This window comes from Rhodoferax sp. LS1R11, from assembly GCF_056521395.1.
This window is the reverse complement of sequence record NZ_JBWMAW010000002.1, coordinates 42416-67130: the sequence shown is the minus strand read 5'-3', so window position 1 is coordinate 67130 and position 24715 is coordinate 42416. Positions and strand designations below refer to the sequence as shown.

Annotated in this window: 27 protein-coding genes, 1 CRISPR repeat array and 1 riboswitch (1 of these 29 only partly in view); of the genes, 14 read left to right on the top strand and 13 right to left on the bottom strand. The window is 63.7% G+C overall.

All coding sequences use genetic code 11. From position 1 onward, the window contains the following. Window positions 1-2029: a CRISPR direct-repeat array (repeat unit 28 nt; unit sequence GTTCACTGCCGCATAGGCAGCTCAGAAA) (it extends 3341 nt beyond the left edge of the window). A 160-nt stretch (window positions 2030-2189) separates the two neighbouring features. After that, window positions 2190-3263 carry a tartrate dehydrogenase gene (locus tag AC097N_RS03055; protein ID WP_479579269.1) on the bottom strand — a complete coding sequence of 358 codons (1074 nt, stop codon included), beginning with the start codon at window positions 3261-3263 and terminating at the stop codon, window positions 2190-2192. Between the two features lie 103 nt (window positions 3264-3366). On the opposite strand from AC097N_RS03055, the gene AC097N_RS03050 reads away from it, so the two are divergent. After that, complete coding sequence (locus AC097N_RS03050; protein ID WP_479579268.1) at window positions 3367-4281, top strand: LysR substrate-binding domain-containing protein; 915 nt, start codon at window positions 3367-3369, stop codon at window positions 4279-4281. Window positions 4282-4335: 54 nt separating this feature from the next. Here the strand turns inward: AC097N_RS03050 and AC097N_RS03045 are convergent, their stop codons facing one another. Both AC097N_RS03045 and AC097N_RS03040 read right to left on the bottom strand, forming a co-directional pair. Beyond that, a complete protein-coding gene (locus AC097N_RS03045) occupies window positions 4336-5058 on the bottom strand; it encodes an SDR family NAD(P)-dependent oxidoreductase (RefSeq protein WP_479579267.1) in 723 nt (240 codons plus the stop codon). Then, complete coding sequence (locus AC097N_RS03040) at window positions 5051-5971, bottom strand: alpha/beta fold hydrolase (protein ID WP_479579266.1); 921 nt, start codon at window positions 5969-5971, stop codon at window positions 5051-5053. The genes AC097N_RS03045 and AC097N_RS03040 overlap by 8 nt, the downstream gene beginning before the upstream one ends. Before the next feature lie 94 nt (window positions 5972-6065). Here AC097N_RS03040 and AC097N_RS03035 point away from each other — a divergent pair, with 94 nt between their 5' ends. Next, window positions 6066-7241, top strand: a complete 1176-nt coding sequence (locus tag AC097N_RS03035) for an Acg family FMN-binding oxidoreductase (protein ID WP_479579265.1) — start codon at window positions 6066-6068, stop codon at window positions 7239-7241. Between the two features lie 22 nt (window positions 7242-7263). Here the strand turns inward: AC097N_RS03035 and AC097N_RS03030 are convergent, their stop codons facing one another. Further along, window positions 7264-7767 carry a CinA family protein gene (locus AC097N_RS03030; protein ID WP_479579264.1) on the bottom strand — a complete coding sequence of 168 codons (504 nt, stop codon included), beginning with the start codon at window positions 7765-7767 and terminating at the stop codon, window positions 7264-7266. Further along, window positions 7764-8321 (bottom strand): phosphatidylglycerophosphatase A family protein, encoded by a 558-nt coding sequence (locus AC097N_RS03025; protein ID WP_479579263.1) that lies wholly within the window; start codon window positions 8319-8321, stop codon window positions 7764-7766. Before AC097N_RS03025 ends, AC097N_RS03030 begins: the two co-directional genes overlap by 4 nt. 87 nt (window positions 8322-8408) lie before the next feature. Here AC097N_RS03025 and AC097N_RS03020 point away from each other — a divergent pair, with 87 nt between their 5' ends. Then, window positions 8409-9329, top strand: coding sequence for an L-lactate dehydrogenase (locus tag AC097N_RS03020; protein ID WP_479579262.1), 921 nt, complete (start codon window positions 8409-8411; stop codon window positions 9327-9329). Window positions 9330-9335: 6 nt separating this feature from the next. On the opposite strand, the gene AC097N_RS03015 is transcribed toward AC097N_RS03020, so the two are convergent. Next, the gene (locus AC097N_RS03015; protein ID WP_479579261.1) at window positions 9336-9908 is read right to left on the bottom strand and encodes a TMEM165/GDT1 family protein; all 573 of its coding nucleotides are present in this window, start codon (window positions 9906-9908) and stop codon (window positions 9336-9338) included. Between the two features lie 2 nt (window positions 9909-9910). Further along, a riboswitch (yybP-ykoY riboswitch) is annotated at window positions 9911-10086 on the bottom strand. Between the two features lie 121 nt (window positions 10087-10207). On the opposite strand from AC097N_RS03015, the gene AC097N_RS03010 reads away from it, so the two are divergent. Further along, window positions 10208-11899: an AMP-binding protein gene (locus AC097N_RS03010; RefSeq protein WP_479579260.1), complete on the top strand. Its 1692-nt coding sequence runs from the start codon at window positions 10208-10210 to the stop codon at window positions 11897-11899. Between the two features lies 1 nt (window position 11900). Here AC097N_RS03010 and AC097N_RS03005 read toward each other — a convergent pair whose 3' ends face one another. Continuing rightward, window positions 11901-12797, bottom strand: a complete 897-nt coding sequence (locus AC097N_RS03005; RefSeq protein ID WP_479579259.1) for a LysR family transcriptional regulator — start codon at window positions 12795-12797, stop codon at window positions 11901-11903. A gap of 201 nt (window positions 12798-12998) precedes the next feature. Here AC097N_RS03005 and AC097N_RS03000 point away from each other — a divergent pair, with 201 nt between their 5' ends. Next, window positions 12999-13400 (top strand): tautomerase family protein, encoded by a 402-nt coding sequence (locus AC097N_RS03000; protein ID WP_479579258.1) that lies wholly within the window; start codon window positions 12999-13001, stop codon window positions 13398-13400. Here the strand turns inward: AC097N_RS03000 and AC097N_RS02995 are convergent. Together AC097N_RS02995 and AC097N_RS02990 are read right to left on the bottom strand one after the other, a co-directional pair. Continuing rightward, window positions 13315-13755 (bottom strand): hypothetical protein, encoded by a 441-nt coding sequence (locus tag AC097N_RS02995; RefSeq protein WP_479579257.1) that lies wholly within the window; start codon window positions 13753-13755, stop codon window positions 13315-13317. The genes AC097N_RS03000 and AC097N_RS02995 overlap by 86 nt on opposite strands. A gap of 287 nt (window positions 13756-14042) precedes the next feature. After that, window positions 14043-14552, bottom strand: coding sequence for a MarR family winged helix-turn-helix transcriptional regulator (locus AC097N_RS02990; protein WP_479579256.1), 510 nt, complete (start codon window positions 14550-14552; stop codon window positions 14043-14045). 38 nt (window positions 14553-14590) lie between these two features. Between AC097N_RS02990 and AC097N_RS02985 the strand changes: the two genes are divergently transcribed. Beyond that, window positions 14591-15337 carry a siderophore-interacting protein gene (locus AC097N_RS02985; RefSeq protein WP_479579255.1) on the top strand — a complete coding sequence of 249 codons (747 nt, stop codon included), beginning with the start codon at window positions 14591-14593 and terminating at the stop codon, window positions 15335-15337. Window positions 15338-15347: 10 nt separating this feature from the next. Here AC097N_RS02985 and thiL read toward each other — a convergent pair whose 3' ends face one another. Genes thiL through apaG form a run of 3 tightly spaced genes read right to left on the bottom strand, consistent with a single transcriptional unit; the run spans window position 15348 to window position 18777 of the window. Then, a complete protein-coding gene (gene thiL, locus AC097N_RS02980) occupies window positions 15348-16346 on the bottom strand; it encodes a thiamine-phosphate kinase (protein ID WP_479579254.1) in 999 nt (332 codons plus the stop codon). A gap of 5 nt (window positions 16347-16351) precedes the next feature. Continuing rightward, entirely contained in the window at window positions 16352-18373 is a 2022-nt protein-coding gene (locus tag AC097N_RS02975; RefSeq protein WP_479579253.1) for a site-specific recombinase, read from the bottom strand. A gap of 11 nt (window positions 18374-18384) precedes the next feature. Further along, window positions 18385-18777 (bottom strand): Co2+/Mg2+ efflux protein ApaG, encoded by a 393-nt coding sequence (gene apaG / locus AC097N_RS02970; RefSeq protein WP_479579252.1) that lies wholly within the window; start codon window positions 18775-18777, stop codon window positions 18385-18387. A gap of 86 nt (window positions 18778-18863) precedes the next feature. Here apaG and rpe point away from each other — a divergent pair, with 86 nt between their 5' ends. Next, a complete protein-coding gene (gene rpe / locus AC097N_RS02965) occupies window positions 18864-19541 on the top strand; it encodes a ribulose-phosphate 3-epimerase (RefSeq protein WP_479579251.1) in 678 nt (225 codons plus the stop codon). 41 nt (window positions 19542-19582) lie between these two features. Here rpe and AC097N_RS02960 read toward each other — a convergent pair whose 3' ends face one another. Then, the gene (locus tag AC097N_RS02960; protein WP_479579250.1) at window positions 19583-20044 is read right to left on the bottom strand and encodes a type II secretion system protein N; all 462 of its coding nucleotides are present in this window, start codon (window positions 20042-20044) and stop codon (window positions 19583-19585) included. A gap of 48 nt (window positions 20045-20092) precedes the next feature. Between AC097N_RS02960 and gspG the strand changes: the two genes are divergently transcribed. The 7 genes from gspG to gspM are packed head-to-tail and all read left to right on the top strand — an operon-like array spanning window position 20093 to window position 24705. Further along, a complete protein-coding gene (gene gspG / locus AC097N_RS02955; protein ID WP_479579249.1) occupies window positions 20093-20536 on the top strand; it encodes a type II secretion system major pseudopilin GspG in 444 nt (147 codons plus the stop codon). Beyond that, window positions 20508-20978 (top strand): prepilin-type N-terminal cleavage/methylation domain-containing protein, encoded by a 471-nt coding sequence (locus AC097N_RS02950; RefSeq protein ID WP_479579248.1) that lies wholly within the window; start codon window positions 20508-20510, stop codon window positions 20976-20978. The genes gspG and AC097N_RS02950 overlap by 29 nt, the downstream gene beginning before the upstream one ends. After that, on the top strand, window positions 20975-21352 hold the full coding sequence (gene gspI / locus AC097N_RS02945) for a type II secretion system minor pseudopilin GspI (protein ID WP_479579247.1): 378 nt from the start codon (window positions 20975-20977) through the stop codon (window positions 21350-21352). Before AC097N_RS02950 ends, gspI begins: the two co-directional genes overlap by 4 nt. Beyond that, entirely contained in the window at window positions 21352-22017 is a 666-nt protein-coding gene (locus AC097N_RS02940; RefSeq protein ID WP_479579246.1) for a PulJ/GspJ family protein, read from the top strand. Before gspI ends, AC097N_RS02940 begins: the two co-directional genes overlap by 1 nt. Then, complete coding sequence (gene gspK / locus AC097N_RS02935) at window positions 22017-22982, top strand: type II secretion system minor pseudopilin GspK (RefSeq protein ID WP_479579245.1); 966 nt, start codon at window positions 22017-22019, stop codon at window positions 22980-22982. The genes AC097N_RS02940 and gspK overlap by 1 nt, the downstream gene beginning before the upstream one ends. 17 nt (window positions 22983-22999) lie before the next feature. Beyond that, window positions 23000-24229, top strand: a complete 1230-nt coding sequence (gene gspL, locus AC097N_RS02930; protein ID WP_479579244.1) for a type II secretion system protein GspL — start codon at window positions 23000-23002, stop codon at window positions 24227-24229. After that, window positions 24226-24705 (top strand): type II secretion system protein GspM, encoded by a 480-nt coding sequence (gene gspM / locus AC097N_RS02925; protein ID WP_479579243.1) that lies wholly within the window; start codon window positions 24226-24228, stop codon window positions 24703-24705. The genes gspL and gspM overlap by 4 nt, the downstream gene beginning before the upstream one ends. Window positions 24706-24715: the final 10 nt, after the last annotated feature.

The window sequence follows — 24715 nt, the reverse complement described above, 5'->3', positions numbered from 1 at the left end:
CTTTAGATCAGGGAGAGGCGCGTTCACTGCCGCATAGGCAGCTCAGAAATGCTGGCCAATCTCACCATTGCGACGATCATGGTTCACTGCCGCATAGGCAGCTCAGAAAAACCTGAGCAGCAAGCGCCGCCCCGATGGGAGGTTCACTGCCGCATAGGCAGCTCAGAAAACTTTGCGGGCCAGCATCGTGAGCGCGAAGGCGTTCACTGCCGCATAGGCAGCTCAGAAAGTAGCGGATTTCGTAGCGGTCGATGATAAAAAGTTCACTGCCGCATAGGCAGCTCAGAAAACAAGTACTGGGCAGGCCCTGCGAGAGTTAGTGTTCACTGCCGCATAGGCAGCTCAGAAATGGGTGAGAAGAACAACACCCGCTTTCGGATGGTTCACTGCCGCATAGGCAGCTCAGAAATCATTGCTAGCGTGCACCCTGCCACATCCATTGTTCACTGCCGCATAGGCAGCTCAGAAAGATGCGGCTTCAATCAGTGCTGTATCCATTTTGTTCACTGCCGCATAGGCAGCTCAGAAATACGTCATGAGGCCACTTGCCGATGGTTCACCGTTCACTGCCGCATAGGCAGCTCAGAAAGGGCCAATGAAGACGCCGTGGTCGGCGTAAAAGTTCACTGCCGCATAGGCAGCTCAGAAACTTGATCTTCACGGCATGGTCTGACACGTAACGTTCACTGCCGCATAGGCAGCTCAGAAAAAGAGGTGAATTGGTCAGAAGACGCCCTCGAAGTTCACTGCCGCATAGGCAGCTCAGAAAAGCGGGTTCATCGCCCAGGGCTTGACCATGCGGTTCACTGCCGCATAGGCAGCTCAGAAATTCACCGGCCATAAGAACGTGGCCGCTTCATCGTTCACTGCCGCATAGGCAGCTCAGAAAGCCTGGCGGGCTGGCGTGTTGATTTCAAATTCGTTCACTGCCGCATAGGCAGCTCAGAAAGCTCTGACGCGCATCATTGCCGCGCCCTTGCCGTTCACTGCCGCATAGGCAGCTCAGAAAGGACGAAGCTGCAATTTATAGAAGCCGTCCAGGTTCACTGCCGCATAGGCAGCTCAGAAAACACCGCGGCCAAAATCGTGGAGAACGCGGGCGTTCACTGCCGCATAGGCAGCTCAGAAAACTGTTGACCATGGGCGGCAACTTCTCGTTGAGTTCACTGCCGCATAGGCAGCTCAGAAAGATACCCAATTACTAACAAACCAGCGACCAAAGTTCACTGCCGCATAGGCAGCTCAGAAATCGAAAGACCTGGACGCTTACAACGCTTTCAAGTTCACTGCCGCATAGGCAGCTCAGAAAAATGGATGGCTGACAACGCTGGCTCTGACTGCGTTCACTGCCGCATAGGCAGCTCAGAAAAGTGGAAAGAAGCCATGATGCAAGGGCTTTGTGTTCACTGCCGCATAGGCAGCTCAGAAAGGTCATTGATCCCATGACGGGTCAGCCTGTCAGTTCACTGCCGCATAGGCAGCTCAGAAAAGGCAGAGCGATTAACCCTCCGTTGTGTGATCGTTCACTGCCGCATAGGCAGCTCAGAAAAGTGGATGCACTAGATCAGTGGAATTCGTGGCGTTCACTGCCGCATAGGCAGCTCAGAAATTGCGCGAGATGGCGGCGCGGGCTTGCGTGGGGTTCACTGCCGCATAGGCAGCTCAGAAAGTGCAGGGTTTTGGTTTCAAAGTCGAAGTCAAGTTCACTGCCGCATAGGCAGCTCAGAAAATCTCGAACAGGTCGCACTGCTCAGAGCAACCGTTCACTGCCGCATAGGCAGCTCAGAAAGCAATGTACCTCATGCCAACTGGTGTGGACGGGTTCACTGCCGCATAGGCAGCTCAGAAAACTGAGCTCAAACGTCAGGCCCTGTACCTCACGTTCACTGCCGCATAGGCAGCTCAGAAAAGTGATGCCGCCGCCCGCCGTACTGGTGGTGCGTTCACTGCCGCATAGGCAGCTCAGAAAATGATGGCATGTTCGATGGCGTCGGCCTTGGTGTTCACTGCCGCATAGGCAGCTCAGAAAACCGTCCAAGTGATGGCCCTTGCGAAAGCTGAGTCCAGTTCATAGCCGCGAGCCTTAGCGGCTACCTGCTCAAGCAATACGCACGGGCTGAACGTCCGCGCGGTGGTGGCAGCCAAGGGTATGTTGCCCTTCGACGAGCTGGCGACGCGATCCCGGAAAGTTAGATTAATTCAGCAATGGCTTTTCCTATCTCGGTGGTCGACGCGCTGCCGCCAAGGTCGCGCGTGCGCGGGCCACTCAAAAGCACCGTCTCAATCGCCTTGACGATCGCGTCGTGCGCCTCGCTGTGGCCGAGGAAGTCGAGCATCAGCGCGCCCGACCAGATCATCGCGATCGGATTGGCGATGTTCTGACCATAGATGTCTGGCGCCGAGCCGTGTACCGGCTCGAACAGCGACGGAAAGCTACGCTCCGGGTTCAGGTTCGCCGACGGCGCCAGGCCGATCGTGCCGGTGCAGGCCGGGCCGAGGTCGGACAGGATGTCGCCGAACAGGTTGCTCGCGACCACCACATCGAAGCGATTCGGTTGCAGCACGAAGCGTGCGCTGAGGATGTCAATGTGCTGCTTGTCGATGGTGACCTCGGGGTAGCCAGCGCCGACGGCGTCAGCGCGACTGTCCCACCAGGGCATGCTGATCGCGATGCCGTTACTCTTGGTTGCAACCGTCAGGTGCTTGCGGGCCCGGCTCTTCGCGAGCTCGAACGCGTACTTCAGCACCCGGTCCGTGCCGAAGCGCGAAAACACAGACTCCTGGATCACGATCTCGCGATCGGTACCTGGGTACATCGTACCGCCAAGGTTGGTGTACTCGCCCTCTGTGTTTTCGCGCACGACGAAGAAGTCGATGTCGCCGGCCTTGCGCCCGGCCAGCGGACACGGCACGCCGTCGAACAGCCGCACAGGGCGCAAGTTGATGTACTGGTCGAACTCGCGGCGGAATTTCAGCAGCGAACCCCACAGCGAGATGTGGTCGGGCACCGTTGCCGGCCAGCCGACCGCGCCGAAGTAGACCGCGTCGTGGTCCTGAAGTTGCTCTTTCCAGTCGTCGGGCATCATCGCGCCGGTCTTGGCGTAGTAGTCGCAGCTGGCCCACTCGATCTGTGTGAGCTGCAGCCCGAAGCCGAAGCGCCGCGATGCTGCTTCAAGGACGCGCAGACCCTCGGGCATGACTTCCTTGCCGATGCCGTCGCCGGGAATCGCTGCGATCTTGAGTACCTTGGTTCCACTGTTCATGATGATCTCCTGGTTGGTGTATGTGAACTTTAAAGCGCCGAGATCCCCTGTTTTTGGGGGTAAAGTGGAACCCGTCTCAACCTAAAGTTGATAATCCAAGTTCATGAGCAACGCCATCCAGCCATCCGAAATCAGCTTCTTTGCCGCTGTGGCGTCCAGCGGGAGCCTGAGCGCTGCTGCGCGGGAACTGGGCATCACGACGTCAGCGGTGAGCAAACGATTGCTTCAAATGGAGGCTCGGCTCGGTTTCTCACTGCTGAATCGAACCACGCGGCGCATGAGCTTGACGCCGGAGGGCGATGTGTTTTTTGACAAAGCAAAAAAGATCCTCTCCGACGTAGACGACCTGAATCAACTCATGGCCCGCGACAAGGGGGCACCCAAGGGACTGCTGCGCATCAACGCCACCTTTGGGTTCGGACGGATGCATGTGGCACCTCTCATCGCTCACTTCTCGGCGAAGTACCCACAAGTGGACGTTCAACTGCTTCTTTCAGCGCACCCGCCGCCCCTCACAGACGACAGTTTTGATATCTGCGTGCGTTTCGGCGAGCCGCCGGATGCCCGTGTGCTGTCGCGTTACCTCGCCTCAAACCGGCGCTTGCTGTGCGCTTCTCCCAAATACATTGCGAGGCATGGTCAACCCAAGCAGCCCCATGAGTTGGTGCGGCACAACTGTATCGTGATCCGGCAAGGCGACGAGGCCTATGGCGTGTGGCGCCTGTCGTCGGGCAGCGAGACCACGCAACGACCTGAGACGGTCAAGGTGCGCGGCAATTTGTCGACCAACGACGGCGAGATCGCTGTCAACTGGGCATTGGATGGGTTGGGTGTTCTCATGCGAGCCGAATTTGACATTCAACGCTACTTGGCGAGTGGTCGCCTGGTGCAAGTACTGCCGCAGTACTACACGCCCAGCGCTGACATTTATGCGGTTATTCCCCAGCGCCACCAACTGTCGACACGCGTGCAGGTGTTCGTAGAGTTCCTGAGCGCAGCGTTAAAACCTGATCAGTAGATTCGCAAATGCCGCCACCTCAACCTCTCTGACAACGCCATCTTTCCCCCCAAACTACCAGGGCAAAGCCACCCCATCGTGGTTGAAAAACCCGCCGGATTCAGAGGCGCCCAGTCCGTCCAGAATCCCCAGCAATCGCCGCGCTGCATCCCTGGGCTGCATGACCTTCAGCCCCGTTTTGGCAAAGGGCGCGGACAGGCTGGTATGCACCGTGCCGGGGTGCACGGCGATGCACGCGGCCTCGGGGCGGCGGCGGCGCAGTTCGATGGCGGCGGTGTGCACCAGCTGGTTCAGCGCGGCCTTGCTGGCGCGGTAGCTGTACCAGCCGCCCAAGCGGTTGTCGCCAATGCTGCCGACCTTGGCGGACAGTGTGGCAAACACGGCTTTGCCTTGGCGCGGTAGCAGCGGCAAAAAGTGTTTCATCAGCAGCGCGGGGCCGATGGCGTTGACGGCAAATGACTGGGCCATGTGCACCGGGTCCAGTTGCTGCCAACTCTTCTCGGGCTGATGGGCTGGGCTGTGCAACATGCCTGTGGCATCAATCACCAGGCGCAGGTCTTGGCCTCGTGCGGCAATGTGTTGTGCCGCATGGGCCATGCTGGCTTCATCACACAGGTCCAGCGCGGGCACGCTGGCGCGCGAGAGGCCCACGGCGCCCGCAAACGAGGTGTCGTTTTCAAGTTGTTCCAGCAGCGCTGCGCCCAGGCCGCCGGTGGCGCCGATGACCAGGGCCAGACCGCCGGACGGCCATGATTGCAACAACGCGGGATCAGCCATGCGGTGTAAAAAAAGCGGCCAGGTGGGCCGCTGTTTCCCGTGGCAATTCTTCGGGGATGAAATGCCCGGCGGCCATAGCTTGGCCCTGCACCACGCTCGCGCATTGGGCCTGCCACAGGTCCAGCGGGTTGAACAGGCGTTGCACCACACCGCGTGCGCCCCACAGCACCAGGGTGTCGCAGGCAATCTTGCCGCCGCCACGGGCCTGCTCGGCACGGCTGGCACGGTCATGTTCAAGGTCAATGCCTGCGCTGGCGCGGTAGTCTTCGCACATGGCATGAATGGTTTCGGGCTGGCCAAAGCAGCGTTCGTATTCGGCCAGCGCGGCGGGTTCGATGTAGTCCATGCCGGCAGAACCCCAACCTCCGAGCTTGGCATGCAAGTAGGCCATCGGGTTGCCACCAATCATGCTCTCGGGCAGCGGCTGCGGCTGGATCAGGTGAAACCAGTGGTAGTAGGCGCGGGCAAATTCGAAGTGGGTGGCGGCATACATGTCGAGCGTGGGCGCGATGTCGATGACGCACAGCTTGCGCACCCGTGTGGGATGGTCCACCGCCAGCCGGTGCGCGACCCGTCCGCCGCGGTCATGGCCGCACAGGTAGAACGTGGCCACACCCAACGCATCCATGACCTCCACCATGTCTTGTGCCAGGGCGCGTTTGCTGTAGTTGCTGTGGTCGGGCAACCCGGGTGCCTTGGACGAGTCGCCATAGCCGCGCAGGTCCGGCATGACCAGATAGAAATCCTGTTGCAGTTGTTGTGCGACGCGGTGCCACATCACATGGCTTTGTGGAAAGCCGTGAAGCAGCAGCATCACGGGCCGGTCGCCAGGCATGCCACGAGCAACGTGGGCCGCGATGCGCGCGCCACTGACATCGAAGTGGCGGAATTCGAAATTGTCAAACCAGTTCATGGGGGTAGTCCAAGTGAGGGCCATCGTGCCAAACAGGCGCACAGTGGGGCAAAGGGTAATGCAAAATCAGTCAACTCGTGCAAAGGGGCTTTTGATGCATCGTCGCAATTTCATCCGTGTCGTCGGTGGGCGCACTGTGGCTGCTGCCATCGGGTCGACGACTCTGACAGGCTGCACGGCCGGCATGCCGGCTGAAGCCGTTGAAGCGTGGAACGGCCCGGGGGACGAATTGGCGGCGGACCTTGATGTGAGGCGCTGGCTTTTGAGTTACGCCATCCTGGCGCCCCATTCGCACAACCTGCAGTCCTGGTTTGTCGATCTGGGCACGCCCAACGAAATCGGTCTGAGCTGTGACCTGACCCGTCTGTTGCCGCAGACCGACCCGCAGTACCGCCAGATCATGATGAGTCACGGCACCTTCCTTGAACTGCTGGACCTGGCTGCCCGTGAGCGGGGCCTGCGGGCCGACATCACCTTGTTTCCGCAGGGCACTTTTGGGTCACGTCATGTGGATGTGCGCCCCATCGCGCGTATCCGGCTGACGCCCGACGCCGCGGTTCAGAAGGACCCGTTGTTCGGCCAGATTTTGCAGCGTCACACCAACCGCAACGCGTACGACACGGCTCGCCCCGTGGCCGCCGAGGCCTGGCAAGCCATGGCGCAGGCGGTCAAGCTCAACCTCTTGCGGTTTGGCTTTGTCGATGCGAGTCAGTCCGCGGCCCTGGCTGCGCACCGGCGCATTGCGGGGGAAGCCTGGCGCATTGAACTCAGCACACCGCGCGTGGTGATGGAAACCTACAAGGTGCTGCGCGTGGGCGCCTCAGAGGTCGCGACGCACCGCGACGGCCTGGCCTTGCTGGATCCGATGGTGGTGCTGATGAGCCGCGTCGGCCTGTTTGACCGCAGCAAGGCGCCCGGTCCGGATGACTACGCCACCACAAGCCAGATCAAGGATTTTGAGAAAAAGCTGGACTCGACGGCAGGTTTTCTCTGGATGGTGACCGCGGGCAATGACCGCGTTACCCAGATCAACGCAGGGCGTGCCTACGCCCGCGTGCAGCTGGCCGCCACCGGTCACGGGGTGGCGATGCAGCCCTTGCAACAGGCCTTGCAGGAATACCCGGAGCAGGCCAAACCGTATGCCGATATTCGGGGCCTGCTGGAGGCGCCTGAACCCGCGCAGACGGTGCAAATGTGGGCTCGGGTGGGTTATGCGTTGCCGGTCGGGCCTGCGCCACGGAGGCGCTTGAAAAGCTTCATTCGGGTCTGACGCCCGGGATGAGTCGCGTGGGTCAGCCCAGCAGCGCCACCAGGCGCGCAAAGGCGTGCTGCACGGTCGCCGCGCGCACGGCGGCGCGGTCGCCTTCAAAGTGGCACTTTTCGGTGATGACCTGGCCCGGTACGGCAAACCCAAACCACACCGTGCCCACAGGCTTGGCCGGGCTGCCGCCCGTGGGGCCGGCGACGCCAGTGACCGCCACCGCCACCTGCGCGTGGGAGTGGGTCAGGGCACCCACCACCATGGCCCGCGCCACACCTTCACAGACCGCACCTGCGCGGCGCAGCAGGCGTTCTTCAACACCCAGCATCTCGGTTTTGGCGTCGTTGGAGTAGGTCACAAAACCGCGTTCGAACCAGGCGCTGGAACCTGCCAGGTCCGTGCAGGCGGCAGAAATCATGCCGCCGGTGCAGCTCTCGGCGGTGGCCAGTTTCAATTGCTTTTTTTGAAGTAAATCGGCCAGTAGCCCAGGTAGGACGTGCGCAGGCTGCTCTGTTTTTGATAGCATATAAGTCATTGGTAAAACCTCCATCCCGCCATCACCAGCAGGGTGCAGCCGGCTGCCACGTAGTCGTCCAGCATGATGCCAAAGCCCGCCTTGCGCCAGGCGGCCGGGTCGGTGACCGGGTTCACGTCATGGAACAAGCCGTCGGCCCAGGCGACCGGGCCTGGCTTGACGGCGTCAAAAAACCGGAACAGGGCAAAGGCCACTAACTGCCCCCAAAAGCCAGCTGGCGTGACCAGCCACAGCACCAGCCAGAAAGCGGCAATCTCGTCCCACACCACGCTGCCGGGGTCTTGCACGCGCATGTTTTTGGCAGTGACGGTGCTGGCCCACCAGCCCACCGGCACGGCGGCCAGCATCAGCCACGCCCAGCGTGTGTCGTTCATCCAGGGTTGCAACGCCAGAAAGGCCAGCCACGCCCACAGCGTGCCGGCTGTACCCGGTGCAAAGGGGCTCAAGCCCGAGCCAAAGCCCATGGCAATGAAGTGCGCCGGGTGCGACAGCATGAAGCGCGCATTGGGACGCCTGGGCCCGGTGTTGACAGAAGGAATCGCGTGATCAAGCATGACGCAATTATCGGGTGGCCCGCCCGGGTCACGCAGGCAGGCCGATGTAAAAGGGTGAAAATGGCCTGTCACCAAGGGAGAAGCAACATGATCAAACGCGTCGGCATCATCGGGACGGGTTGGGTGGGCACCAGCGTGGCCATCTCCACCCTGCAATCAGGGGCGGCCGACGAGTTGTGGCTGCATGACACGCGCGAGGCGGTGGCGCAGGGCGAGGCCATGGACCTGGCCCACGGGGCGGCCTTTTACCCGGCCTGCAAGGTGCGGGTGGCCAGCATCGAGGAAATGCGCCAGGCGCAGGTGGTGGTCGTGGCGGCCGGGCGCAACAGCCAGCCCGGGCAGTCGCGGCTGGACCTGCTGCGCGACAACGTCCGTGTGATCACCGACATTGGCCGGGCGCTGGCCGGCTTTGGCGGGACGGTGGTGCTGGTGACCAACCCGGTGGATGTGCTGACGCTGGTGATGGCCGAGGCCAGTGGCTTGCCGCTGGAGCGCGTGCTGGGCACGGGCACCATGCTCGACACCGCGCGACTGCGGCAAATGCTGGGCCAGGAACTGGGCCTGGACACCCATTCAATCCATGCCCAAGTGGTGGGCGAGCACGGGGACTCCGAAGTGGTCTTGTGGTCAGGCGCGCGGGTGGGGGGTGTCCCCCTGCGAGACTGGCCGGGCTGGTCGGCCGACCAGGAGCCCCGCATCGCGCAAGAGGTGCGGGAGGCGGGCTACGAAGTTATTCAGCGCAAGGGCGCCACCAACCACGCCATTGGCCTGGTGACGGCCAACCTGCTGCGCAGCATGTTGCGCGGCGAGCGCCGGGTACTCACCGTGTCACGCGTGCAGGAAGGCGCGCTCGGCCTGCATGGCGTGGCACTGTCGTTGCCCACGCTGGTCGGGGTGGAGGGCGGCACCCGCGTTGTGGAGCCGTCCATGACCGACAGCGAGCGCGAGGCCCTGATGCATTCGGCGGATGTGTTGCGTCAGGCCCGTGCCTCGCTGGATGCGGTGTGACCCGGGTCAGAACAGGTTGCCCACGTTGAGCAAGGCCAGCACGCCCAGAGTGGCGAAGATGACCGCGGCAATGCCATGAACCAGGGGCATGGACACCTTCTTGCCGATGGTGTCGCCCAGAAAAACCGCGGGCACGTCCGCCAGCATCATGCCCAGCGTGGTGCCGGCCACCACCGGGATCAGGTCGTGGTAGCGGGCCGCCAGGGCGACGGTGGCGATCTGGGTTTTGTCGCCCATCTCGGCCAGGAAGAAGGCCAGGAAGGTGGTGCCAAAAACGCCAAAGCGCTGCTTGCCGCTGGCGGCATCGTCGTCGGCCTTGTCGGGAATCAGAATCCACCCCGCCATGGCGATGAAGGAGATGCCCACCACCCAGCGAAGCATATCGGGCCCCAATTGGGCCGCAATCCAGACGCCGACCAGGCCGGCCAGTCCGTGGTTCAGGAGAGTGGCGGCCAGAATGCCCAGGATGATGGGGACGGGGCGTTTGAAGGTGGCGGCGAGCAGGAACGCCAGCAATTGGGTTTTGTCGCCCATTTCGCCAAGCGCGACGACACCGGTGGATATGAGAAAAGCTTCCATGAGAACTCCAGGGGCCAGTGAATACCGAAGACCACACGGCATCCCCGGCCCATCCGGAGGCAGTGCGGTCAAAGGTCTTGCCAGGCTGGAAGCTGTTCGCACCATGGCCGTGAGGACCAAGTATGTTGACGCGAACCCCTGCTGTTGCAGGGCGGCTACTCCCCAATGACGAGAGCGGCCCCAGTATAACTTTGGTGGTCACCCGGAGCGTGGGCCCGGGCGAGGGGAAATCCCTATAGTGATATTTGGACGGATAGCTAACCATGCCCCATGAAGCACCACACAAGGAGAAGTCATCCGTGAACACCGTACCGTCTGACATGCTGGCCCTGCAACGTCTGTACCTCTGGGAGAAAACATCGCCCGAACGTGTCGCACTGACCCAGCCCATGGGGGGCGGTGTGACCCAGGATTTCACCTGGGCCCAGGTGGCTGACCAGGCGCGGCGCATGGCCACCCACCTGAAATCTCAGGGCTGGGAGCCCGGTGCCAAAGTGGCCATCCTCTCCAAAAACTGCGCCTGGTGGTTGATGAGTGACCTGGCCATCTGGATGGCGGGTTATGTGTCGGTGCCGCTGTACCCCACGCTGTCGCATGAAACGGTCGCGCAGATATTGACCCACAGCGAAGCGCGCGCCTGCTTCATTGGCAAGCTCGACGGCTGGGAGGGCATGAAGCCGGGCGTACCGGCCGGCATGCCCTGCATCAGTTACCCCCTGTCACCGCCTGACGCCAAAAAGAACTACGAAGGGTGGGACGCTATTTGCGCACGCAACCAGCCCATGCAAGGTCAGGTCACGCGCGATGCCGGGGAGCTGGCCACGCTGATCTACACCTCGGGCACCACCGGTCAGCCCAAGGGTGTGATGCACAGCTTCGGCAACTTTGCGTGGGCGCTGGACACGGGCATCAAGCGCATCCCGATGAACGTCGATGACCGCATGCTCTCCTACCTGCCGCTGGCCCATGTGGTCGAGCGGGTGTTGGTGGAGCACGGTTGGCTTCGCACCGGCCTGCGGGTGTACTTTGCGGACTCGCTGGACACCTTCACGGCGGACCTGCAGCGCGCCCGGCCGACGATCTTCTTTTCGGTCCCGCGGCTGTGGGTCAAGTTTCAGCATGGGGTGCATCACAAGATGCCACCGGCCAAACTCAACCGCTTGCTCTCCATCCCGATCATCGGTGGTCTGGTGCGGCGCAAGGTGCTCAAGGCCCTGGGATTGGACCAATGCACGTTTGCCGCGGGGGGCGCAGCGCCCATGCCCGTGGCGCTGCTGGCCTGGTACCGCCGGCTGGGGCTGCCGGTCAATGAGGGTTACGGCATGACCGAAAACCTGGCGTTGTCGCACCTCACCCTGCCGGGCCAAAACCAGGAGGGAACCGTCGGCCCTGCCTACCCCGGCGTGGAGGTGCGCATTGATGCGCAGACCGGCGAGATCCAGATGCGCAGCCCCGCCTTGATGCAGGGCTACTACAAGGCGCCCGAACAAACCCGCGAGGCCCTGGGTGAGGACGGCTGGCTTCGGACCGGCGACAAGGGGCACATTGACGCGCAGGGCAACCTGCACATCACCGGACGGGTCAAAGACCTCTTCAAGACCAGCAAGGGCAAGTACGTGGCGCCTGCGCCGATTGAGGACAAACTCGTCATGCATGAGGCCGTGGAGGCCTGCGTGGTGACCGGCGCCAACCTGGGCCAGCCGCTGGGCATCGTGATGCTCAACCCTGAAGCGGTGGCGCAGGTGCGTGATCCGGCCGCCCGGTCGGCGCTGGAGGTTTCGCTGGCGGCGCATTTGGAGCGCATCAACGCGACGCTCGACCCGCACGAGCAACTCAAATGCATTGTGGTGGTGACCACGGCCTGGACCGTGGACAACGACATCATCACGCCCACGTTCAAGGTCAAGCGCAACCGCATTGAAGACATCTACGCCAAGAACTACGACGCGTGGGAAGCGTCGGGTCAAAAAGTGATCTGGCAACAGGCCTGATTTACGGCAGCGTCGCCAACCACTCCGCCCAGTAATCGATACAGGCGCGGATTTTGGGCAGGCGGTGGCGCTCTTGCAGCATCACGGCAAAGATCGGTATCGGCGGGCTGATGAACTGGTCTTGCAGCAGAGGCACCAATTTGCCCTCGCGCACCAGTGGCAGGGCATACAGGTCATTCAGCCGCGCGATGCCCACACCATGCAGCACCAGGCTCAGCAGCAAGGCACTGTTGTCCGTGCGGGTGTGGCCCTTGATTTGCAGTTCTTTGGAGCCTGGCGTGTTGCCCAGCGTCCAGCGGTTCAGGGTCGGGCTGGCGCTGCTGGCAATCAGCCGGTGGCGCTGCAAATCTGCCGCATCGGCGGGCCTGCCAAACGCGGTGAGATAGCCCGGTGACGCGTACAGCGTGCGCCCATGCGTGCCAATCTGGCGTGCCACCAGCGTCTCGCTGTTGGCTGTGCCGCTGCGAATGGCAATGTCAATGCCGTCACGCGCCATATCGACCATGCGGTCATCGGCGCCAATGTCCAGGTGCAGCTGCGGGTAGCGCTGGTACAGGCCGCACAGACTGGGCGCCACAATACATTCGGCCATCAGGGGGCTTGTGCTCAGGCGTACCCAGCCGCTGGGGCCGTTGAGCTTGCCGGTCAGCTCGCTGCCCAGTTCTGCCGTGGTATCGAGCAGGCGCCGGCCATAGGTCAGAAACGTGTCGCCCTCGTCGGTCAGGCTCAGTCCGTGCGTGCTGCGGTGCAACAGGCGCACGCCACAAGCCGCCTCCAGCCGGGCCAGCGAACGCGTGACCTGACTCACCGGCACATCGCGCTCGCGGGCGGCGGCAGACAGGGTGCCGAGTTCGGCAATGCGGGTGAACAGCGCGACGTCATCAAGTTGGAGTTGCATGGGCGGATTTTGCTGTTGTTTTGCAATTAGTGCAAAACCAATATGAGATATTGGTGGTTTCCGACGATTGCTTAATTCAATAAAGTTCAGTCCATACCCACTTAAGAAGGACTGCACCATGAACTCCGCCTTTGACAACCTGATCCGCCGGGCGCCTGGCCGTAACGCCCGCTCGTCCACCCCAAAATCAGGTGCCTGATCATGCCGACGCTGCAACTCAAAATCTCGCCCTTGCACAACCCCTCACGCTACCGCGCACTGGCGAGCGCACTGACCGATTTGACGGCCTTGCATCTGGGCAAACGCCCGGAGGTCACGGCCGTGATGATTGACGACGTCCCCGCTGCCCGCTGGCATATTGGCGGCCAAGACGTCGCCGGCCCCACCGCCTTTCTGGAAATCAGCGTGACGGCGGGCACCAACACGGCGCAAGAAAAGGCGGCGTTCATTGCCGCCGCATTTGCGGAGTTGCAACGCCAGGTGGGGCAGGGGGCGCCGCTGGCCCACGCCAGTTACGTCATCGTTCGGGAGGTGCCGGCGACCGACTGGGGTTATGGCGGACAGACGCAGGCCGCACGCAAGGTGCGCAACGCTCCTGACTGATGCCCCGCCCCCTGAATTTGAAGCCGTCGCCGCTGGCGGCGTTGCCGTTGCCCAGCCGGTTGGCGTACACAAAATTGGCCAGCTTCACCTCATGGGCGACATAAGGTGCCGCAGACGCCGCGGTGGGAAAGCGTCTGGGCCACACTTTCATCAGGCGGGCGGCGGTCCTGTAGAACAGGCCTTCGATCAGGCGGTTGAACTGCCCTGATTCAAAACCCGTTTGCGCCAGAAAGCTGCTCAGACGTGCCCGCGTGTTGATCTGGTACGTGTCCAGCGCGGGGTTCAGCGCCTGCGCCCATCCGGCAGGGTCTGAGCACAGAGGAAATACTTTTTTGAGAAGGTCCGCTGTCAGCATGGGTTACTCCCCGGTTCTGGTCATGCTGGTTGGTTTGGCGCTTCCATCAACCAGCCCATGACGCGACAATTTGAAACCTGATGGGCGGCGGCGGGTTGACAAATATCAACAGTTTTGCATCGTTGAGGGCCTGTCGCCGGTGTCGGTTACACGCCGATATTGCTATATTTTTAATAGCTGCTTGCGCACGTATCATCTGGGCTACAGCCCTAAAACGCTTAAAAATTCATGCGCTGCCGCCCCATGCACCGGGGAGTTTCGTGACGAGCCCGGCAAACGCTGGCCGACTACTTGCGCGCTTCAGTGCCCTCCTGGGCTTGCCGTGGCGATTCCTGGGGGCCCAGGTTGTTTTGCACGCGCTGCAAGAGCGCCAGCAACGTCTGGTGTTCCTGCGCGCTGAAGCCGGCCACGGCGCTGGCACCCAGTTGCCGGGCCTGCTGCTGCAAGGTGTGCTGCACCGCCTGTCCTTCGGCGCTCAGCGTCAGGCGCAGGTTGCGCCGGTCGGCTTCGTCGGCCTCGGCCAGCAGCAAACCGCGCTCGCGCAGGCTCTTGATCAGGCGTGCCAGCTGCGCCTTGTCGCGCCCGCTGTGCTGCGCCAGGTCGCTTTGCGTGGCGCCGGGCTGGCGGCCAAAGTAGCCCAGCACCTTGCTCTCCATGTGCGTGATGTCATGCGGACCGTCGCGCAGCACCCGGTACTGCTGGGAGCGGTACTGGTGCATGACCGTGTGAATGGACTCCAGCACATCGTCTTCCGGCGAGGTGGGCTTATGGTTGACATTGTCAATTGATTTGTGCATGATAGGAGATATTGTCAACTATTTAACTGTTTACCACCATGACCACAGATACCCCCGTCAGCCGCGTGCAACGTGTGCGCCACGAACTCAAGCGCCGCGACCTGCAGGTCACGCGTGTCGAGACCCTCAGCCCTCACTTCCGGAGCATCACGTTTGCGGGTGAGTCGCTGGGCGATTTCGTCAGCGCGTCGTTTGACGACCACGTCAAGTTCATGCTGGACGCCGAGGGTGCCGAGCCGGTGCGCCGCGACTACACCCCGCGCCGCTACAACACGGCCGCCCGCGAATTGACGATTGAGTTTGCGGTGCACGGCGAGGGCCGTGCGGCGCAATGGGCCGCACACGCCACGCCCGGCCAGTGGGCCACTGTTGGCGGGCCGCGCGGCTCGTTCATCATCCCCACCGATTACGCTTGGCACCTGCTGGTGGGCGATGAAACGGCCCTGCCGGCCATCCACCGTCGCCTGGAAGAACTGCCCGCCGGCACCCGCGCACTGGTGGTGGTGCAGCTGGCCGATGCCGCCGACCGCCGGGACCTGCGCAGTGCGGCCGATGTCAGCGTGCAGTGGGTATCCACAGCCGAGGCCCTGCAGACGACCGTCCGCGCGCTGGATCTGCCGCCTGGCGAAGGTTATGCCTGGTGCGCGGGCGAGGCCAATGCCATGGCCAGCCTGCGCCGCCTGCTGCTTGAGGAGAAGGGTCTCGACCCCAAGGCGATGCGCGTTGCCGCTTACTGGAAGCGCGGCGCCACGGCGCACCACGAAAACCTGGAAGACAAGGCGTGATGCCTGGCGCTCAGGCAAAGTGGTCGAACGACGTGAACGTATTCACCACGGCTTGTCCCTGCGCGTCCACCAGCCGCAGGCCGCGCTCGGCGTCCAGGTGACCAATGCGGGTGACGGCCGTTTGGCTGGTCCGGGCGGCCGAGGCGACGGCGGCGCGGGCCGAGGCGGGGGCGGTGAACAGCAGCTCGTAATCGTCACCACCGGCCAACGCCCAGGTTTGCCATTGAAGTGGTGTTATTTTTGAGTCAAATAGGCCTGTAGCGCTTGTACAGCATGCGTAAGAAGCTATCAAAGAAGTAGCAAGCTCCACCTCCACCGTGGCTCCCACACCGGACTGTTTCAGGAGGTGGCCGAGGTCACCGAGCAGGCCGTCGCTCACGTCAATGGCCGCCGTGGCCACGCCGCGCAAGGCCAGGCCCAGGGCCACGCGCGGGGTGGGGGTTTCCAGCCGCAGGCGGGCGGTTGCCAGCACCGCTTCGGGTACGGACACGCTGCCAAGCAGCACTTCCAGCGCCAACCGCGCGTCACCCAGTGTGCCGCTCACATAGAGGTCGTCCCCCGCTCGGGCGCCGGAGCGCAGCAGGGCTTGTGAACGCCCCTGAACCACGGGCACTTCGCCAAACACCGTGATGCAAATGTTGAGCGGCCCTTGCGTGGTGTCGCCGCCCACCAGCTCACAGCCATGCGCGTCGGCCAGCGCCAACAGGCCTTGAGAGAAGGGCGCCAGCCAGGCTTCGTCGACCCGGGGCAGCGCCAGGGCCAGGGTAAAGGCCAGCGGTTTGGCGCCACAGGCGGCCAGGTCGCTCAGGTTCACGGCCAGGGCCTTGTGCCCCAGAAACTGCGGGTTCACGTCGGGAAAGAAATGACGGCCTTCCACCAGCATGTCGCTGGATATGGCCAGCTGCGTGCCGGGTGCCGGTTGCAGCAGCGCGCAGTCGTCGCCCACCCCCAGCACGGCCTGACGTGCCGGGCGTTTGAAGTAGCGCTCGATCAGGTCAAATTCACCCATGGGCATCAGCCTTTTTGCTCTGATGGCAGCACCGCATCCGGTGTTGGCCAGAAAAAGCTCAGCGGCGCATGGCGCCAGCGCTGCCAGATGACATCGCGAATCTGCGCCCGGGCCACACCGGTCACATTGTGGGCGCGCAGCGCCAGCCGGAAGGCCATGTAAAAGCTCACCCCCAGGTTCAGGGCGCCCACCACCGGCAAGGCCGCCACACACCACCAGAGTGCGGGTTCGCGCACCACGTCCCAGCCAATGGCCGCACACGCCGCGCCCAGTTGCCCGGCCGACAGGGTGACATGGCGCACCTCCAGCCCCAGGCCAAAGAAGGTGGCAAATGCCGGAATCAGCCCCAGCATGAAGCCCAGCGAGATGTTGGACGCAAAGCCTGAAATATTGGCCCGCGTGAACGCCGCCCAACGCTGCGCCCGCTCCTCGCCCAGGAAGGTCGTGATGCGCGGGTTGTAGCGCATGGCCGAGTCCAGCCGGTGCAGCACAAACCAGTTTTCCACCCAGCCCGCAATGATGCTGGAGGCAAACAGCAGCACGCCGGTGAAGGCCGCAAACAGGGCGGTCGGCCCCAACAGCGTGAGCGAGTGAAAGACATACTCGGCGTCCTTGACGTCAATCATCGGGTGGCTGGTGGCCAGCTGGATCGCGCCCGAGATCAGCAGCACGACCGGGAACACCATCAAGACATTGCCCAGCACGGCGGCCACCTGGGAGCGCACCAGGTGGGTGACCTCGTCGGCAAACGCGTCCAGTGCGCCTGGGTTGCTCAAGTCCTTGAGCTTGGCGGCCATGGCGGGCGCTGTCATGGCGGGCTGCTTGGTGGCCAGGGTGAAGTGCAGCAACTGGATCACCAAAAAACTGCCGGCGTAGGCCACACCCGCCCAAAACCCGCCCCAGAAGGCCGACAGACCGAGCGCCATCACGGCGAATTTCATCCAGGTGGTGGCTGCCGTCAAGGCGCCGCCGCCAGCCGCCATGCGCAGCATGGCGCGGTACTCGGCCACGGTACGGGTGATGTAGTGCTCGCCGGTTTCGGAGCTGCGTTCGGCCACTTTGGCCGCCAGCATGGACGAGTTGGAGGCCACCAGCGCCCGCAGGCTGCGCCGCTCCTGGCCCACGGTCACCAGGTGTGACAGCAGCCGCGCGGTGCTGGTGCCCGTGTGCGCCGACATCAGGCAGTCCAGCAGGGCGCGAATGCGCAGCACCCGTTCACGCAACTGGCGCAACTGAAACACCAGGTTGACCGAAATGCCGTGTGCGTCCAGGTGCGTGTACACCGAGGCGGCCGCACTGCGGCAGGCCTCCAACCGCTCGCGACACTGTTGCAGAGCGGCCTGGCGTTCGTCTGTGTCCACGTCGGGCGAGGCCAGGTAGACCTCACGCAGGGTGTCAAAGTCCCGTGTCAGGGCGTGAAACGGGCTGGCTTCGCGCGCCGGTGCGCTCATGCGCAAACGCAATTCGGGCGAGAAGCCGGTGGCCCGGATCTGGCTGGTACAAAAGGTGATGGCTTCGAGCACATTGCCTTGCCATTGCGAGATGGCAGGCCCCAAATCCTCGGCGCCAGGTTTGGCCGGCAAGGCCAGCAAGCCCGCAATTTGGTTCAGCATGGGCTCGTCCAGCGCGGTCAACCACTGGGCGTCAAAGCCCTTGGAGAGCACCAGCGAAAACAGGGCCGAGGCGTCCGCCGTCTCGGGCGTACAGGGCAGCAGTTTCAGGCGAAGGCGTTCGCCAAACTCGCTGGCAAAGGCGCTGCGGGTGGCAAATCCGTAGTCGGCCAACAGGGTAGTGCCGTCAATCGTGTCCACCAGCGCCTGCCACCAGGCCTGCAGGCGCAGACGGGTCTCGGGGCGAGCCAGCAGGGCGTCAAGAAAAAGTTGCACCCGGGCGATCGAGGCAGGCACGGAGGTGGCGTCGCCACGAATCCACTCGACGAGCGCAATCAGCCAGAGGTGCCGCTGCACCATGTCGGCCTGGGGGTCCAGGGCGCTTAGCAGTTCGGGCAGATCATGCAAGCGCTTCATGGGGCGGGCCGTCAATGCAGGGTGCGGGTGCCGCCACTGGCACTCAGGGCGTCCAGCACGAACATGGGCACATCGGTGTCAAACTTTTCGCCATCTTCGGCCACGCAGAAAAAGCTGCCGTGCATGGTGCCGGTGGGGGTACGCAGGCGGGTGCCGCTGGTGTACTCAAAGGTCTGGCCCGGTTTGAGCAGCGGCTGCTGCCCGACCACCCCCAAGCCCCTGACTTTCTCGGTATGGCCATTGGCGTCATTCACGTTCCAGGTGCGCGAGATGAGCTGCGCGGGCACCTCGCCCGTGTTGGAGATGGTGATGGTGTACGAAAACACATACAGACCCTGCTCTGGCGCCGATTGCTCAGCCAGGTAGTGGGGTGCGACTTCAACTCTGAATTGATACTTGGACATGGTGCAATGCTATCCTGAAAGCTTGTGGGACGGACCGCACGCCACCCAATGGACCCGCTTCAAACTCAACCGATTAAAATTCGGCTATGACCTTCCGCATCGCCCCCTCCATTCTGTCTGCCGACTTCGCCCGCCTGGGTGATGAGGTCAAAAACGTCATTGCCGCTGGCAGTGACTGGATTCACTTCGACGTGATGGACAACCATTACGTGCCCAACCTCACTTTCGGCCCCATGATCTGCAGCGCCTTGAAGCCCCATGCCAAAACCGCGGCTGGCGTGGCCGTGCCGATCGACGTGCACCTGATGGTGCAGCCGGTGGACGCGCTGGCAGCGGCTTTTGCCGAGGCGGGTGCTGACTTCATCAGCTTTCACCCCGACGCTTCAGGCCATGTGCACCGCAGCATCCAGGCCATCAAGTCCAAAGGCTGCAAGGCCGGTCTGGTGTTCAACCCAGCCGAGCCGCTGGACGTGCTGGACTGGGTGATTGAAGACATTGACCTGATCCTCATCATGAGTGTCAACCCGGGTTTTGGGGGCCAGAGCTTCATTGATTCCGCCCTGCGCAAGATCGAAGACGTGCGTCGGCGCATCACGGCCAGCGACAAGGACATTCGCCTGGAAGTCGATGGCGGCATCAAGATCGACAACATCCGTCGCGTGGCTGACGCCGGGGCCGACACCTTTGTGGCGGGCAGCGCCATTTTTGGCAAGCCGGACTACAAGGCGGTGGTGGATGCGATGCGGGTCGAACTGGGCGCGTAATTTGCTGGTTTTGTGGCGGGCTTGCCCCGCAACGCACAGGGCTAGGGCGTGCTGAGTTTCGGCAGTTCCAGCGTCACGCTCACCGGGGCGTCCACGCTCGCTGCCAGCGCGGCGCTGCGGGGCGCGACCGAGCGCAGCACCAAGCCGTCACTCACCGTGGTGCCCACAGGGTACGGTTTGGCGGGCTGGCCATCAATCGAAATCAGGGCGTAGCCACGTTGGCTGCGTTCAGCCACCACGCCGGTGAGATTGAATCGGCTGGCAACACTCTCTGCCTGGGCGCTGGGTAAGACCGGCGCCGCAGCTTGTCCGCCGCCCAGCAACCGGGCCATCACCAGCGGGTCGGTCTGCCCCGGTTGGGCAAACGCCACGGGAATGCCGGGGCCTGCAGGGGCAGGCGCCATCCATTTCAATACCCAATACGCCGCACTGGCGGCAGCCAGGGCAGCGACCGTGAAAGTAACAATTCGTAGCCACCAGAGGCTGTACGTGGGAGTCTGCATGGGCCGATTATCATTGAAGCCACCACGATCAATAAGTGACCCCACCCCATGAACGCAATTCCCGTCCCATTGAGCCAACGAGTCCAAAAAGGCTTCACGCTGATCGAGCTCATGGTGGTGCTGTTGATCATTGGCGTGTTGGCAGCGCTGATCGTGCCCAACGTGCTGGACCGGGCCGACGATGCCCGCGTCACGGCGGCCAAAACCGATGTCAACAACCTGATGCAGGCACTCAAGCTCTACCGCCTGGACAACCAGCGTTACCCCACGACCGAGCAGGGCCTGCAGGCCTTGCTGGTCAAGCCCACCGCCGCCCCGGTGCCGCCGAACTGGAAGACTTACCTCGACCAACTGCCCAACGACCCCTGGGGCAAGGCCTATGTGTACATCAACCCCGGCGTCAAGGGTGAGGTGGACGTGATGTCCTTCGGCGCCGACGGTCAGGCCGGTGGCGAGGGCAAAAATGCAGACATTGGCAGCTGGCAGCCGTAAAACCCGAAGCACCGGTTTCACGCTGCTGGAGCTGCTGGTCGTCGTGGCCATCGTGGCGATGGTCTCGGCCGGTGTGGGCCTGGCCATGCGCGACAGCTCTGCGGTGCAGTTGGAGCGTGACGGGCAGCGTCTGGCAGCTTTGCTGGAGTCGGCGCGGGCCCGCTCACGGGTGACGGGCGTGCCGGTGCGGTGGCAAGCCCGTGACGCCGGGTTCCGGTTCGAGGGCCTGGTGGCGTCCGACTTGCCCGCGCAATGGCTGGACCAGGACACCCGCGCCGCGGGTACAGCGGCCGAACCCGGTGGCGTCACCTTGCTGCTCGGGCCCGAGCCCATCATTGGCCCGCAAGAGGTGGTGCTGGTGTCGCGCAGCCAGCCCGGCAAAAGCGTGCGCCTGGCCACCGATGGTGTGCGCCCGTTTGCCATTCAGCCAAACCTGCCATGAAAAGGACCACGACCAGCCTTCACGGCGCGCGGGGTTTCACCCTGGTGGAAGTGCTGGTCGCGCTGGGCATTGTGGCCATTGCCTTGACCGCGGGGTTGCAGGCCACGGCCTCGCTCACCCGCAATGCACAGCGCCAGTCCGACGTGCTGCTGGCCCAGATCTGTGCGGAGAATGAACTCATTCGCACCCGCCTGTCGAAACAAATGCCGGGCGTGGGCGACACCGTGGTGACGTGCGTGCAGGGTGGCCAGACCTTCAGCGTGAACCTGGCCGTGCGGCCCACCCCCAACCCCAATTTTCGTCGGGTCGATGCCCAGGTTCTCAGTGGCGAGTCCTCCATCCTGCGCCTTTCCACCGTGGTGGGGCGCTACTGATGAACCGGCGTCGTCTGCGTGGTTTCACGCTCATTGAATTGCTGGTGGCCATCAGCCTGATGGCTTTGATGGCGGTCTTGAGCTGGCGTGGCCTGGACGGCATGACACGTGCGCAGACCCGCATGCAGCAGCGCGCCGATGACGTGCTCGCCCTGCAGGCCGGGCTGGCGCAGTGGGGCGCGGACCTGGACGCATTGGCCCGGCAGCCCAACACCCCGAGTCTGGATTGGGATGGCCGCGCGCTGCGCATTCTGCGCCGGGGCACCGCCACGCCGGGCGAAGGCCTGCGTGTGGTGGCCTGGTCTCGCCGCCTGGTGGACGGCAGCAACCAGTGGCTGCGATGGCAGTCACCTCCCGTGACGACGCGGGCCGACTTGCAGCAGGCCTGGCAAAAAGCCGCCCAGTGGGCGCAGAACCCGAGCGATGAAGACCGCAAGCGCGAAGTGCGCATCGTGCCGCTGGACCAATGGCAAATCTACTATTACCGCAGCGACACCTGGAGCAATCCGCTCTCCAGCGAAGGCGCCGCCACGGACAACACCGCGGCCGGTGACCTCATGATTCCCGACGGCGTGCGCCTGGTGCTGACGCTGGCGCCGGGCCAAGCCATCAGCGGCACCCTGACGCGCGACTGGCTGAATCCGACCGTGGGCGGTGGCAAATGATGCCGGCAGGCCGTCGCACCCAGCGCGGTGCCGCCATCCTCACGGCCATGCTCACCGTGGTGCTGGTCGCCACGCTGGCTACCGCCGCACTCTGGCAGCAGTGGCGCGGGGTGGAGGTCGAGGCGGCCGAGCGGGGCCGTGTGCAGTCGTCCTGGGTGCTGACCGGGGCGCTGGATTGGGCCCGGCTGATCCTGCGCGAAGATGGCCGCAAGGGCGGCGCCGACCACCTGACCGAGCCCTGGGCCGTGCCCCTGGCGCAGGCCCGGCTGTCCACCTTTTTGGCCGCTGACCGCAGTGATGCGCTCGCGGCGGAGGACACGCCCGATGCCTTCCTGTCCGGGCAAATGGTGGACTTGCAGTCCCGCCTCAACGTGACCAACCTGGTGCAGGAAGGCAAGGTTCACGAACCCAGCCGCCTGGCGTTTGCCCGCCTGTTTGACCTGCTCAACCTGCCCCCCAGCGAACTCAAGGCCATGGCCGACAACCTGCGCCTGGCGCTGGAACCGCAGGGCGAGCAGGGCGCGAGTGCCGCGGCACGGCTGGTGCCGCAGGAGGTGGAGCAACTGACCTGGGTCGGCGTGTCGCCTGCCAGCATTCGCCAGTTGCGCCCCTTCATCACGGTCCTGCCGGTGCGCACGCCGGTTAACCTCAACACCGCCCCGGCCGAGGTGATTTATGCCTGTGTGGCGGGCCTTGAACTGGCGGACGCCCACCGTCTGGTGACGGCCCGAAACACCACCCATCTGGCGTCGCTGGCCGACGCCTCCAAAGTCGTTGGCCATACCGCCACGCCATTCAACGACGCGCAGCACAGCGTCTCCACCCGGTTCTTTGAAGTGCGCGGCAATCTGCAGGTGGAGCAGACCACCGTGGTCGAACAATCCGTGGTGCAGCGCGATGGGCTGGATGTCAAAACATTGTCCAAAAAACGGGGTGTGGCCGCGCCGCCTGGCTCTCTACAATGACTTAACAACACCTGCGCATGACCACCCTGATCGTTACCCTCCCTCACGCGCCGTCCGAGACGGGCGCCCTGTATGACTACGTGCTCACGCCCGATGGCAGCACGGTAGGCGAGCAGTCGCGCGTGCCGCTGGGGTTGCTGCCCGGCGTGGCCAGCCGGGGCGGTGAGGTGGTCGCGCTGGTGGCCGCCCCGTATGTGTCCTGGCACCAGGTGTCATTGCCCAAGGGCACGCTCGGCCGCAGCTTGTTCAAGGAAGGCGGCGCCCAGCGCGTGCGCGCCGTGCTGGAGGGCTTGCTTGAAGACCGTCTGCTGGACGATACGGCCCAGCTGCACTTTGCCATCGAGCCGCAGCCGGATGCTGATGCGCCCGTCTGGGTGGCCGTGTGTGACCGGGCCTGGCTGCGTGCCGGGCTGCAGGCGCTGGAGCAGGGCGGCTTGCCGGTCAGCCGCATCGTGCCGGAATTCACGCCGGACATGCCGCTCGACACGCTCCATGTGTTGGGTGAGCCGGACCACGCCCAGCTGGTGTTCAACACCGGCGCCGGTGTCACGGTGTGGCCCCTGTCCAGGGCGTCGGTCACTGCGCTGAAGTGGCCGCAAGACCGGGCCGTGGTCGCCGAACCGGCCGTGGCCGGTCTGGCCGAACAGTTGCTGGGGCGCTCAGTCACCCTGCAACAGGGCGTCCAGCGCAGCCTGCAGGCCGCGGCTTCCCGGTGGGACCTGGCGCAGTTTGACCTGGTCAACTCCAGCCGCGCCCGCACCTGGAAACGTTGGTCCGAGGCATTCACCACCCTGGCCCGGGCCCCGCGCTGGCGCCCGGCGCGGTTTGCCTTGCTGGCCTTGCTGGCCGTCAATGCGCTGGGCCTGAACGCCTGGGCCTGGAAAGAGCAGGCCCTGGTCAGCGCCAAGCGCGTGGCCGTGCGGGACGTGTTGACCACCACATTCCCGGTCGTGCGTGTGGTGGTGGATGCGCCCATTCAAATGGCCAAGGAGCTTGCCGCCTTGCAGCAGTCCAGCGGCTTGGCGTCCGGCCGTGACCTGGAGGCGATGTTAGGGGCTTTTGGGGCTGTAGCCCCGGCCAATGCTGCACCAAGTGCTATTGAATTCGCAGCAGGTGAATTGCGCCTGAAAGGCCTCCAACTCAGCCCCGATGACGTCGCCGCCTTGTCGTTCAAGCTCAAGCCCCAAGGTTATGCGGCCATCGTCGATGGTGACAGCGTCGTGGTCAGGCAGGGAGCGGGCTTATGATGTTGCCATCCCGTCTTCAGGCTCGCTGGAATGAAACATCGCCCCGCGAGCAGCGTCTTTTGCTCGTTGCGCTCGCTCTGGTCGCGGCTGCGCTGGTGTGGTGGGTCGCACTGGCCCCGGCGCTGGCCACCCTGCGCGCCGCTGACAAGCAGCACCAGGCGCTCGATGCCCAGTTGCAGCACATGCAGCAACTCCAGACGCAGGCCCAAACGCTGCAGGCACAGCCCCGCATGGCGTTTGACGAGGCCCGCCGTCTGCTGGAAGCCTCCGTGAAGCCTTTGGGCGCCACGGCGCAATTGGTCGTGGTGGGCGACCGGGTCACGGTCACGCTCAAGGCGATTTCCGCCGACAGCCTGGCGCAGTGGCTGGCCCAGGCTCGCCTGAACGCGCGCGCCTTGCCGGGCGAGGCGCGGTTGACCCGCAACGCCGCTGGCACCTGGGATGGTGCCCTGGTGTTGAACCTGCCCGCACGCTGAGGTCCCTGCC

Excerpts from the sequence above, each read along its gene's own strand:
- AC097N_RS03040 (WP_479579266.1), bottom strand. The coding sequence starts at position 5,971 with ATGAACTGGTTTGACAATTTCGAATTCCGCCACTTCGATGTCAGTGGC.
- AC097N_RS03030 (WP_479579264.1), bottom strand. The coding sequence starts at position 7,767 with ATGACTTATATGCTATCAAAAACAGAGCAGCCTGCGCACGTCCTACCT.
- AC097N_RS03045 (WP_479579267.1), bottom strand. The coding sequence starts at position 5,058 with ATGGCTGATCCCGCGTTGTTGCAATCATGGCCGTCCGGCGGTCTGGCC.
- AC097N_RS03000 (WP_479579258.1), top strand. The coding sequence starts at position 12,999 with ATGCCGACGCTGCAACTCAAAATCTCGCCCTTGCACAACCCCTCACGC.
- gspK (WP_479579245.1), top strand. The coding sequence starts at position 22,017 with ATGCCGGCAGGCCGTCGCACCCAGCGCGGTGCCGCCATCCTCACGGCC.
- AC097N_RS02950 (WP_479579248.1), top strand. The coding sequence starts at position 20,508 with ATGCAGACATTGGCAGCTGGCAGCCGTAAAACCCGAAGCACCGGTTTC.
- gspL (WP_479579244.1), top strand. The coding sequence starts at position 23,000 with ATGACCACCCTGATCGTTACCCTCCCTCACGCGCCGTCCGAGACGGGC.
- gspM (WP_479579243.1), top strand. The coding sequence starts at position 24,226 with ATGATGTTGCCATCCCGTCTTCAGGCTCGCTGGAATGAAACATCGCCC.
- gspI (WP_479579247.1), top strand. The coding sequence starts at position 20,975 with ATGAAAAGGACCACGACCAGCCTTCACGGCGCGCGGGGTTTCACCCTG.
- apaG (WP_479579252.1), bottom strand. The coding sequence starts at position 18,777 with ATGTCCAAGTATCAATTCAGAGTTGAAGTCGCACCCCACTACCTGGCT.
- AC097N_RS02940 (WP_479579246.1), top strand. The coding sequence starts at position 21,352 with ATGAACCGGCGTCGTCTGCGTGGTTTCACGCTCATTGAATTGCTGGTG.
- AC097N_RS02975 (WP_479579253.1), bottom strand. The coding sequence starts at position 18,373 with ATGAAGCGCTTGCATGATCTGCCCGAACTGCTAAGCGCCCTGGACCCC.
- AC097N_RS03035 (WP_479579265.1), top strand. The coding sequence starts at position 6,066 with ATGCATCGTCGCAATTTCATCCGTGTCGTCGGTGGGCGCACTGTGGCT.
- AC097N_RS03020 (WP_479579262.1), top strand. The coding sequence starts at position 8,409 with ATGATCAAACGCGTCGGCATCATCGGGACGGGTTGGGTGGGCACCAGC.
- AC097N_RS03015 (WP_479579261.1), bottom strand. The coding sequence starts at position 9,908 with ATGGAAGCTTTTCTCATATCCACCGGTGTCGTCGCGCTTGGCGAAATG.
- AC097N_RS03025 (WP_479579263.1), bottom strand. The coding sequence starts at position 8,321 with ATGCTTGATCACGCGATTCCTTCTGTCAACACCGGGCCCAGGCGTCCC.
- AC097N_RS02990 (WP_479579256.1), bottom strand. The coding sequence starts at position 14,552 with ATGCACAAATCAATTGACAATGTCAACCATAAGCCCACCTCGCCGGAA.
- rpe (WP_479579251.1), top strand. The coding sequence starts at position 18,864 with ATGACCTTCCGCATCGCCCCCTCCATTCTGTCTGCCGACTTCGCCCGC.
- gspG (WP_479579249.1), top strand. The coding sequence starts at position 20,093 with ATGAACGCAATTCCCGTCCCATTGAGCCAACGAGTCCAAAAAGGCTTC.
- AC097N_RS03055 (WP_479579269.1), bottom strand. The coding sequence starts at position 3,263 with ATGAACAGTGGAACCAAGGTACTCAAGATCGCAGCGATTCCCGGCGAC.
- AC097N_RS03005 (WP_479579259.1), bottom strand. The coding sequence starts at position 12,797 with ATGCAACTCCAACTTGATGACGTCGCGCTGTTCACCCGCATTGCCGAA.
- thiL (WP_479579254.1), bottom strand. The coding sequence starts at position 16,346 with ATGGGTGAATTTGACCTGATCGAGCGCTACTTCAAACGCCCGGCACGT.
- AC097N_RS02985 (WP_479579255.1), top strand. The coding sequence starts at position 14,591 with ATGACCACAGATACCCCCGTCAGCCGCGTGCAACGTGTGCGCCACGAA.
- AC097N_RS02995 (WP_479579257.1), bottom strand. The coding sequence starts at position 13,755 with ATGCTGACAGCGGACCTTCTCAAAAAAGTATTTCCTCTGTGCTCAGAC.
- AC097N_RS02960 (WP_479579250.1), bottom strand. The coding sequence starts at position 20,044 with ATGCAGACTCCCACGTACAGCCTCTGGTGGCTACGAATTGTTACTTTC.
- AC097N_RS03050 (WP_479579268.1), top strand. The coding sequence starts at position 3,367 with ATGAGCAACGCCATCCAGCCATCCGAAATCAGCTTCTTTGCCGCTGTG.